Origin of the sequence: Pueribacillus sp. YX66 (assembly GCF_041725775.1) — a bacterium.
Taxonomy (GTDB): Bacteria; Bacillota; Bacilli; order Bacillales; family UBA6769; genus Pueribacillus.
In genome coordinates this window covers 1-9,751 of record NZ_JBEUEL010000054.1, presented here as the reverse complement: position 1 = coordinate 9,751, position 9,751 = coordinate 1, and the positions used below count along the sequence as shown (strand labels likewise).

Genomic DNA, 9,751 nt, shown 5'->3' with positions numbered 1-9,751 from the left:
AGCATTTTAAAATCCCCCAATCTTTGATAAATACAGTTAAATTATCCCATATTTATCACATGTTGGGGGAAGATTATTTCGAAGAATTTTTACTCCTCAGACCTGAAATTTTAAACACGAAAAGCCCCTTATCGGATGGATAAGGGGACAATTGCCTTTTTCGTTACTGATTTTGTTGTTGTGAAGATTGCTGCTTACGAGCTTGTGATTGTTGGTTTTTTTGTCTTACTGATTGCGCATCCGTCTCACTAGCAAATTCAGTTTGAAACTGCTGGTTTGCTTGTTGTTGATTAGCGGATTGAGCGTTTTGCTGACGTACTTTTTGTGCATTTGTACCAGCTTGTGATTTCTTATTCGCCATGTTTATCACCTCCACAGTTTTAATGTAACCAGGAGATGAGAATACTATCCAAAAAATTCAGTGAAAAATTTTATAACCTACAAGGAGTAGTTAACGTACAGTCAAGCAAGCAATGAAATTCCACCATCTACGATAATCGTTTGTCCGCGGATCATATCGGCTTGATCAGAAAGTAAAAACATGACAGCATTTGCTAAGTCATCTGCCTCCACAATTCTGCCCGCAGGTGTGCGCTCTACGGAATCCTTCAGCAGTTCAGCACGGTTAGGAAAATGTGTGAGTGCATCTGTATCAACGACACCACCTGAAACTGCATTGACGACGATGTTTTTCGAAGCGAGTTCAACCGCTAAATAACGTGTTAATGCTTCAAGTGCTGCTTTAGAAACACCGACAGCGGTATAGTTTTCGAGTACTCGAATCGAGCCGATCGAGCTCATACTCACAATTTTGCCACCACCGTTTTTCTCCATTAGTTTTGCCGCTTCTTGTGCACAAAATAACAATGCTTTACTGTTAATATCAAGCGTCCAGTTCCAATGCGTTTCTTCAAGCTCCATCAACGGACGAAGCACACCTGATGCAGCATTGTTTACAAATACGTCGAGACGGCCGAAACGCTCATTGATTTGTTGAAACATTTCTTTCACTTTTTCAACTTTCCCTACGTTTGCTTTTACAACGAGAACATTGCTACCAAGCTTTTCAAGCTGTTCAGCCGTTTCTAATGCTTTCGATTTACTTCGAGCATAATTAATAACAATGTCATATCCTTGTTCGGCAAGCCGCATTGCAATGACTTTCCCGATTCCACGACTACTGCCAGTTACTAATGCTACTTTTCTTTCCAACTTTTTGTCCCCCGCTTTTAAAAATTGCTTTTTGATTGTCCGCCATCGACGTTAATCGTTGCGCCGACGATCCATGATGCTTTTTCCGATGCTAAAAATAAAGCAACATTTGCCACTTCTTCTGGTGTTCCAAAACGTCCTGCCGGTATTTCATTTTTTACGAATGCATTCATTTTTTCTGGGTCTTCTTCGATTCGTTTTTGCCAATTGCCTGTCGGATGAAGGATCGAACCTGGTGCTATACCGTTCACACGAACGCCATCTTTAATCGCCTCATCTGCGAGTGCTTTTGTAAAGCTAATCGTTGCCGCTTTCGCCGCGTTATATGTCGATTTGCCTCCAGACTCACGCCCATAAATCGATGTAATATTAATAATTGCACCGCTCTGTTGCTTTTTCATAATCGGAAGAACACGTTTGCTCAAATCCACCGTTGAGTAGAAGTTTAACGACATCGCATCTTCAAACAACTGTAATTCTGTTTCCGCAATCGTACTCCCATTACTTCCACCAACGTTATTGACAAGTATATCAATCGTCCCCCATTTTTGAACAATGGCTTCTATAAGACTTGCACGTTCTGTTCGATTCGTCATATCTCCTAAAAATGTAAAGATCCCATGCATCTCTCGCTCACATTCAGCTAGTGAATCCATTCCCCTTGCTGCAATCGCAACACGAGCCCCTTCTTTATAAAAAGCTTCGGCAAGGACCTTTCCAATTCCTTTTGATCCACCAGTAATTAAGACAACTTTTCCTTCTAAACCTAGATTCATTCAGCAAGCCTCCTAATAATTTTTTTATGGGTTACTGAAAAAGGATAACGTTCAAAATCGTCGATACCCACAAGTTGAACTTCTTCCGTTTCGATTAACTCTGTATGTAATGTACCTCGATAAACATCAAGTTCCCATATAAGATGTGAAAAAATATGTTCAAATTCAAAGATTTTCTCTTTGAAGTCAACGTGAATCCCCCAAGACTTTTTAAAAAATTGCTCCAATTGTTTTTTTGATTGTTGCTTACTGTCCACTTCACAATTCGGAAATTCCCACAAATTCGCGAGTAACCCTTCATTCGGACGCTTTGTAATTAGAAATTGCCCGTTAGCATTTTCTAAAACAGCAACTGCAATCGGTACAAGCTTCGGTCGTTTCTTTTTCGCCTTCACCGGAAGCTCTGCTTGTACACCTTCATAAAAACTACGACATTCACTTCTAACGGGACAAAGCAAACAACCTGGTGATTTCGGAGTACAGACAGTAGCACCAAGTTCCATCAGGGCTTGATTGAAGTTTGAAGCCGCATTATTTGGGATCAGTTTTCGAACTGCGCTCTCAAACATTTTTCGTGTTTTTACTTTCGATATGTCATCGTAAACGAGCAAGACACGTGATAAAACGCGCATTACGTTCCCGTCAACAGCTGGGACAGGTTTTCCGTATGCAATACTTAAAATCGCTCCAGCCGTATACGGGCCGACACCTTTTAACGTTGCAATGTCTTCTTCATGATTTGGAACGACTCCACCATAGCTTTCTTTCACTTCGCGAACAGCCGCTTGCAAATTTCGCGCCCGCGAATAATATCCAAGACCTTCCCATGCTTTTAAAACATCTTCTTCATCCGCTTCTGCAAGCGCATCTAATGTCGGGAACCGTTCGATAAAGTCTTCAAAATACGGAATTACTGTCTCGACACGTGTCTGTTGCAACATAATTTCTGAAACCCATATGTGGTACGGATCTTGCGTATTTCTCCACGGCAAATCGCGTTTATTTTCATCATACCAAGTAAGTAATTGTGTTTGAAATGCTTCACGGTTCAACTTTTCTAAATTCAACATTTTACCGATTTCGTCTTCCTTCCTATCCGTGTTACAATAAACATCATAATAAGCGAGACATAACATCGATTGAAGTAGTTCATACAGATGTTGAGCGCGCGTAGCGGTCTGAACTTGCCAACATTTTTACTTTTTACCTGCCATAATACCGTAACACAAATTTAACTTTATTCTTTACACATTTTTGGGTATAACTAAATAACAAACTTGTACATACGCAGCGAGGAGGAACGTAGACTACATGGATACAGGCACACACATCGTAATGGGGATCGGACTCGGAGGACTAGCAACTTTAGACCCTGTTGTTTCTCATGACCCTGCGTTACATCAGATGATTATGGCTGGAACGATCATCGGTTCAAATGCCCCTGATTTTGATACAATCTTAAAACTTAGAAGTAATGCTGTTTATCTACGTCATCATCGCGGGATTTCCCATTCAATCCCAGCTATTTTGTTGTGGCCCATTTTAATTACACTTACCCTTTACACACTCGCACCAACAATGAACGTATTGCATCTTTGGCTATGGACATTTTTAGCAGTTGTACTGCATGTACTCGTTGATTTATTTAACGCATACGGTACTCAAGCCCTAAGACCGTTTAGCCATAAATGGATTGCCTTTGGGATTATCAATACATTTGATCCATTTATTTTTGGATTACATCTTTTCGGTATCATTCTTTGGTTAATCGGTTATGAACCTGCACCTGTTTTTATTTCGATCTATATGTTCCTCATTGTCTATTATGTTTGGAGGTCATATGTGCATCATCTGCTCGTAAAACAAGTGAAGCGTAAAATCAACGATGTTGAGGAAGTGATTGTTTCACCAACATTGAACTGGAACAAATGGCATATCGCTGTAAAGACAAAAGATAAATTTTACGTTGCTCATGCTAAAAAATTGCAAATTTCAATTTTAGATGTTTATTCTCGGAGACCAGTACCGACAACATCTGTAATTGAAGCCGCAAAAAAGGATCCGAATTTATCGGCATTTTTGTCTTTTTCTCCTGTATATCGATGGAGTATTAAACATACGGATGAAGGTCATGAAGTTCGTTTTATTGATTTACGATACCGAAGCAAAGGGCATTATCCGTTTGTTGCCGTTGTAAAACTTGATCACGACTTAACGATTACACAATCGTATACCGGATGGGTATACAATGCCGAACGCTTGAAGAAAAAGTTGAAAACAGCGAATGGGTATTAAAAAAGCACTGTGGCAACACGATACTTTTTTATTGTTTTACGAGCAATGAAATCGGATAAGCTGTGGGTTCATTGCTTCCTTCTTTATACCCCCACGCAAATGTACCTTTTAAGTAATCAATCGTGAATGTTACATCTTGTTCATCTTTAATGTTGTACGTTTCTCCTTTTTTAAAATCCGCGGGATCAAGCAAATATGCCTCCGCCATAACAATCTTTCTTTTTAATACATAAACTTCATTAATAATTCCAAGTTGCTCAGCTTTTTGTGCTTTCTCATGAAGTTTTCCGATTTCGGCTTGGAGCTCCGTTTTCGTCATTTCACTAAATCGCTTGTCCATGCTATTGTCACTCCTCTGTATCGTCCTGCATTTCTTCGATGATTTCGTTAATGAGTTCCATTGAAAATCCTTTGCTGTATAAATATTGTTTCATGCGTCGTGTGTAGTCAAATCCTGTATATTTTTTATAGCGTCGATGTGCTTTTTCAGCGTGTATACGGAGAATTTCCCGTTCATCTACCGAGTTTTTTTCAGGAAGATGCTGAAGTGCTGCTTCAATGATTTCGTATGGAAACCCTTTTTGCTGTAGTTGTAAACCAAGCTTTTGTCGTAACGCTTTATGTGATTCCTTATTTTCTAGACTAGCTTTTTTCATAATGAATGTTTTTGCAGCTTCAAGTTGTTCTACTTCTGGAAATTCTTGCAACGCTTGTCTACTCTCGCTTTCACTTACTCCTTTTTTTTGTAACTCTTTTAAAATGACTAGCGGGCCTTTTGAAGATAATCTTTTTTTATCACGGACATAGCTTTTCGCAAATTCCAAGTCATTCATGTATTGCTGCTCTTTTAATTGTTCGATCACTTGTGAGGTAATCGGTTCATCAATGTTTTTTTTCTTGAGATACGTGACGACTTCTTGTTCCGACCGCATGCGATAAGACAAAAAAGAATAGCATAGATGCAGTGCTTTTTTAATTTCATCTTCATGCGCTATTTGCGTGATAAGTTCGTCATCAAGCTCAAGCCCTTTGCGAAGCCCAAATTGAATGAGGACATCTTCATTGACGCCAAATCCAAACTGCTCTCCATTTCCATTATCAATGTAAACCGAATAGCGATCTTTATTGTTCTTTTGCGTTGTAATTCGTGTGATGATTGCCATGTGCATCACCTCACAGTACAGTTTATCATAAAATTAAAGGGCTTATGATTGAAGCTAACGCGACTTGAAGTTACGTTAGTTTTTGAAAAATTATACATCCAGCAGTTCCAATATTTGCAATTCAATAAATGTCATCCTTTCCTATGCTACTTTTGATTGTCTTTGAAATAACATACTTTTATGTATTGTTGAAACTTGTGTAAAATCAACTTTCAGGCAACTCATCATTTATTAATTTTTGATACCAGGGTTAAAGAATGATGTAATAGTATAAACCTAAAACAGGAACTACTTGTACATATTCAAAATGACGATTTTGTGAGAGGACAATAACTTGCCTTGGTTTAACCGTAACAACGACATTTTGCTCTACAGCCCTTTTTCTTCCGCCTATTTCTCTAGGTTGGAAATTTTCAATTCTTCTAACAATAGAAAACGTTCCGTTTTCATTCGGTTCAATAAAACGTAAAGGCTGCTCCGTATCCGATAAATAATACATAGCAGCTTGATAAAAATAACCTCTTTTCATGTCCTTCCAGTTGGTCGGATCAAGGAATGTTGATGAAGTCAAGAAAACATTTTTATGCGTAAGGTTACTAAAGCCTCTATTTTTTGTTTTGTCATTAATCGTCTTAATTCATTCATTTGGAGTAGATGTTAACAGATCGGTTCTTTGATTTTAAGGTTTTCTTAATTCTTTTCCGTCTCGGTTAACATGGAATTATCCTCCTTCTTTTATCTACCAAGCATATCAAACATGTTATACTCAGAATTTATTATAACGTGATGAGTCTCCTATTTTAGAAAAAAATAACACGTCTACCTTGGTACACATTGGGAAGAGGCGTGATGAGTTCTATAATATACATTTTTATTTTTTTCATTAAAAATCAAAAGGAATTTTTGATTTTAACTGTTCTTAGAGTGCACTTTCTTCTGTAAGATTAGTTCCAAGTTAATCTCGAAAGGCTTTGAAAAATCTAACGATTTTTCTATAGATGAATTGTAAACTGCTCTCACCACTTACCACCCTTACGGATCGCTTGTAGTAGGGGCTTCTCGGGTCATCCCATCTAACGACAGTATGATTTTTATGCTAATAAATGCAATCCTTCATTTTTGATATTGATTGCTGAATTGTGATCATGATCGAATACAAAGCCGCAAGAACACTGAATGATTATTATCATCTAATTTCATTGATATATCAATCCTTTTATCTATATAATACTGATGAAATCAAACCATTTTGCTATAGCCAATCGAAATTCATCAACTCTCTATTTCCTCTTTTTCGTTATCATAGAAGGTACGTGAAGTGTGAATCCGTTCATCAAGATGATGTAAGTAAATATCGTCAAGTGTTAAACTTGAGGTTATACGCTTGTCGGAAATAGCGACACTATTAAATTAATCAATCTTCGGAATATAATCTTCAACATTCCTTTTACCTCATTGACGTACTTTCGGTGAAAAAGACAATAAACCTAACCCGATGAACAGCAAAAGTACACCAGCCCACGCAACAAGTGTGAGTATTTCGCCGACGACAATGACCCCTAGCAATGTAGCGGTAAGCGGCTCCGCTAATGATAGTGTAATAGCAGTTGAAGCAGAGACACCTGTCAACCCTCGGGCAAAACACAAATAAGCAAAACCGGTCGTGAACAATCCTAAATACAAAACGATACTGATCCCATACGGGGTTAATAAAGAATGAATAGGAAAAATAAAGAAAACAGGCAGTAAATAAATCGCACTAAGAGTGAAAACAGCACCCATGACAGCTTCTGGTTCGTGTTTTTCTAACAAACTTTTCGTCACCAATGTATACACCGCAAACGAAAAACCTGCTCCAAGCGCCATCAAAATACCGAGCACTGTCACGTTAATTTGCACATCGTTTAATACGAGCAATAAACAGCCTGTCACCGCCAACAGTGTTGCAAACCACCAATTTCGTTCCGGAAACTTCTTCTTAATCGCCCACTCAAGCAAACCTGTTAAAATCGGCGCACTACCAATCGCGACAACTGTCCCAACTGCAACACCGGTTTCTTTCACCGCGGAAAAAAATAATGGTTGAAAAGAAGCGACACCTAAAGAGGCAACAATGACCGGCATCACTTTCCAACCGTGATGGCTCACTTTCCCTTGAAAGTATGCGAATAAAAGCAAGGCAGGTCCACCAATGGCAATGCGGATTGCACCGATAAGCACTGGGCTCGCTTCTTCTGATACAAATGTTTGCGTTGTCCCTGTCGTTCCCCATAAAATTGCAGCAAGTAAAACTAGAAGAAATGCAGATTGTCTCTTCATGTTCATCCCTCATGAGATTGCGTCGAATTGTCTTTAAAAAAGTGCTTAGGAAGACAGTTAACAATCTCATTCCCAATCATAAGCGATGCGGTTGCGGCTGGAGAAGGCGCATTGCATACGTGAAGCGAACGTTCGCTTTGAAATATAGCAAAGTCATCAACTAAACTCCCATCACTTTTTAGCGCTTGTGCACGAACACCTGCATCAGAAGGAATAATGTCATTTTCTTCTATATCAGGGATTAACCTCTGCAAGCTTTTCAGAAACGCTTTTTTACTAAATGAGCGAACCATCTCGTGTAACCCTTCTTTCACGTTGGGAATTGCCATTTTCCAAAAACCTGAATAGGTAAGCACTTCAAACAAATCTTTCATATGTATGTCTGTTTTCTTATAGCCTTCGCGCCGAAAAGCAAGCACTGCATTCGGACCCGCATGAACGCCACCATTTATCATTCTTGTAAAATGAACGCCTAGAAACGGAAAATTAGGATTCGGAACAGGGTAGATGAGATGATTAACGAGATATTCTTTTTCTTTCACAAGCTCGTAGTACTCACCACGAAACGGCACGATTTTCATATCTGTTTCAAGTCCAACCATGTTTGCAATCCGGTCACTATGGAGTCCAGCGCAATTAATCATGTAACAGGCTTGAATCGTGCCTTTGTTTGTATCGAGCGTTACACCATCATTACATTCAGCAATCGCTTCCACTGTTGTAGAAAGACGAATTTCACCGCCGTGATCGACGATCATCTTTTTAAATGTTTTCGCGACTTCGCTGTAATCCACAATTCCGCAATTTTCCACATGAATGGCACCAAGTCCGTTCACATGCGGTTCAATTTCGTTTAATTCACTGCGTCCAATTTTTTTCACACGAAGCCCATTTTGTACACCGCGTTCATACAGATTGTCCATAAGCTTTAGCTCGTTTTCATCAACAGCGACAATCACTTTTCCACACATATCGTATGTAATTCCGTGTGTCTCACAAAAATTGATCATCAATTTGTTGCCTTCACGCGCAAAGCGTGCTTTTAAACTGCCAGGTTTATAATAAATACCAGAATGGATAACACCGCTATTACGACCGGTTTGATGCTGCGCAATGTCTGATTCCTTTTCAATCAAGACAACTTTTAAATGAGGAAATTGCCGTAAAACAGTCATGGCAGTTGAAAGACCGACAATGCCTCCCCCAACGATCGCAAGATCATACATCGTTTCCCCACTCTCTTTCTATCGATACTTTCTTAAACTTCTCTTGCTATCACTTGAAATCAATCGTTCGTATTTCCAAACGATCGCTAGAAACCCGATAAATCTCGCTAACGAGTCGGGATAACAACTTCCCTCTTGAGGTCTCGCTTTATCTATTTTACTATTTTAATAAGGTGGGATCGATTATGAAATGGAGGAATGGACATGAAAGTAGTGATCGCAGGTGGAACAGGGTTTGTTGGACGTGCACTTAGCAACCTACTACTTCAAAAGGGTCATGACGTAATCGTGTTAACACGAAATAAAAATAAGCAGTCGGACGCGCGGATCACATATATCGAATGGCTTAATAATGAAAGCATCGAGTACGAAAAGTTGAATGATGTTGATGCGATCATCAACTTAGCAGGCGAATCGATTAATAACCGTTGGACAACAACAATGAAGGAACACATTTTGACGAGTCGCCTTAAGGCAACAGAAAGCATCCATCAGCTTATCAAAAAGCTATCAAAAAAGCCCAACGTCTACATTCAAGCTCAGCCATGAAGAGTAAATTTATATCTCTTACTCATTGATGATGGGAAAATCACTTATCCACAGTTGTTAATTTTTACCAGTTGGTCTTCCTCTTTTTTGAGTCGAAATGAACCGAATTTCTGTTTTTGACTTTTTAAATTGTGGATAACTCAAGTTTCCCTTTTTTTCTATCACATCCTTTGGTACAATAAAACCACTAGGTAAACCGAATTTGAATCGG

Annotated in this window: 11 protein-coding genes and 1 pseudogene; 2 read left to right on the top strand and 10 right to left on the bottom strand. The window is 39.0% G+C overall.

The window, feature by feature from the left end; genetic code table 11:
• Nucleotides 1-163 precede the first annotated feature (163 nt).
• The 4 genes from ABU914_RS14925 to mutY form a co-directional block, all read right to left on the bottom strand.
• Nucleotides 164-361, bottom strand: a complete 198-nt coding sequence (locus ABU914_RS14925) for a gamma-type small acid-soluble spore protein (protein WP_379670489.1) — start codon at nt 359-361, stop codon at nt 164-166.
• Nucleotides 362-462: 101 nt separating this feature from the next.
• Nucleotides 463-1,212: an enoyl-[acyl-carrier-protein] reductase FabL gene (fabL, locus tag ABU914_RS14920; protein ID WP_379670488.1), complete on the bottom strand. Its 750-nt coding sequence runs from the start codon at nt 1,210-1,212 to the stop codon at nt 463-465.
• A 17-nt stretch (nt 1,213-1,229) separates the two neighbouring features.
• The gene (locus ABU914_RS14915; RefSeq protein WP_379670487.1) at nt 1,230-1,988 is read right to left on the bottom strand and encodes an SDR family NAD(P)-dependent oxidoreductase; all 759 of its coding nucleotides are present in this window, start codon (nt 1,986-1,988) and stop codon (nt 1,230-1,232) included.
• Nucleotides 1,985-3,058: an A/G-specific adenine glycosylase gene (gene mutY / locus ABU914_RS14910; RefSeq protein WP_379670486.1), complete on the bottom strand. Its 1,074-nt coding sequence runs from the start codon at nt 3,056-3,058 to the stop codon at nt 1,985-1,987. The genes ABU914_RS14915 and mutY overlap by 4 nt, the downstream gene beginning before the upstream one ends.
• Before the next feature lie 241 nt (nt 3,059-3,299).
• On the opposite strand from mutY, the gene ABU914_RS14905 reads away from it, so the two are divergent.
• Nucleotides 3,300-4,283: a metal-dependent hydrolase gene (locus tag ABU914_RS14905; protein ID WP_379670485.1), complete on the top strand. Its 984-nt coding sequence runs from the start codon at nt 3,300-3,302 to the stop codon at nt 4,281-4,283.
• Between the two features lie 28 nt (nt 4,284-4,311).
• On the opposite strand, the gene ABU914_RS14900 is transcribed toward ABU914_RS14905, so the two are convergent.
• From ABU914_RS14900 to lhgO, 6 genes and pseudogenes are all read right to left on the bottom strand, one after another.
• Entirely contained in the window at nt 4,312-4,623 is a 312-nt protein-coding gene (locus tag ABU914_RS14900; RefSeq protein WP_379670484.1) for a YfhH family protein, read from the bottom strand.
• A gap of 7 nt (nt 4,624-4,630) precedes the next feature.
• A complete protein-coding gene (recX, locus tag ABU914_RS14895) occupies nt 4,631-5,446 on the bottom strand; it encodes a recombination regulator RecX (protein WP_379670483.1) in 816 nt (271 codons plus the stop codon).
• Between the two features lie 250 nt (nt 5,447-5,696).
• On the bottom strand, nt 5,697-5,975 hold the full coding sequence (locus ABU914_RS14890; RefSeq protein ID WP_379670482.1) for a hypothetical protein: 279 nt from the start codon (nt 5,973-5,975) through the stop codon (nt 5,697-5,699).
• Between the two features lie 562 nt (nt 5,976-6,537).
• A pseudogene (locus ABU914_RS14885) lies at nt 6,538-6,627 on the bottom strand (RNA-guided endonuclease InsQ/TnpB family protein); the annotation flags it as partial.
• A gap of 271 nt (nt 6,628-6,898) precedes the next feature.
• The gene (locus tag ABU914_RS14880; protein ID WP_379670481.1) at nt 6,899-7,765 is read right to left on the bottom strand and encodes an EamA family transporter; all 867 of its coding nucleotides are present in this window, start codon (nt 7,763-7,765) and stop codon (nt 6,899-6,901) included.
• 2 nt (nt 7,766-7,767) lie between these two features.
• Entirely contained in the window at nt 7,768-8,991 is a 1,224-nt protein-coding gene (gene lhgO, locus ABU914_RS14875) for an L-2-hydroxyglutarate oxidase (RefSeq protein ID WP_379670480.1), read from the bottom strand.
• A 204-nt stretch (nt 8,992-9,195) separates the two neighbouring features.
• Between lhgO and ABU914_RS14870 the strand changes: the two genes are divergently transcribed.
• Complete coding sequence (locus ABU914_RS14870; RefSeq protein WP_379670479.1) at nt 9,196-9,540, top strand: NAD-dependent epimerase/dehydratase family protein; 345 nt, start codon at nt 9,196-9,198, stop codon at nt 9,538-9,540.
• The last annotated feature ends 211 nt before the right edge of the window (nt 9,541-9,751 follow it).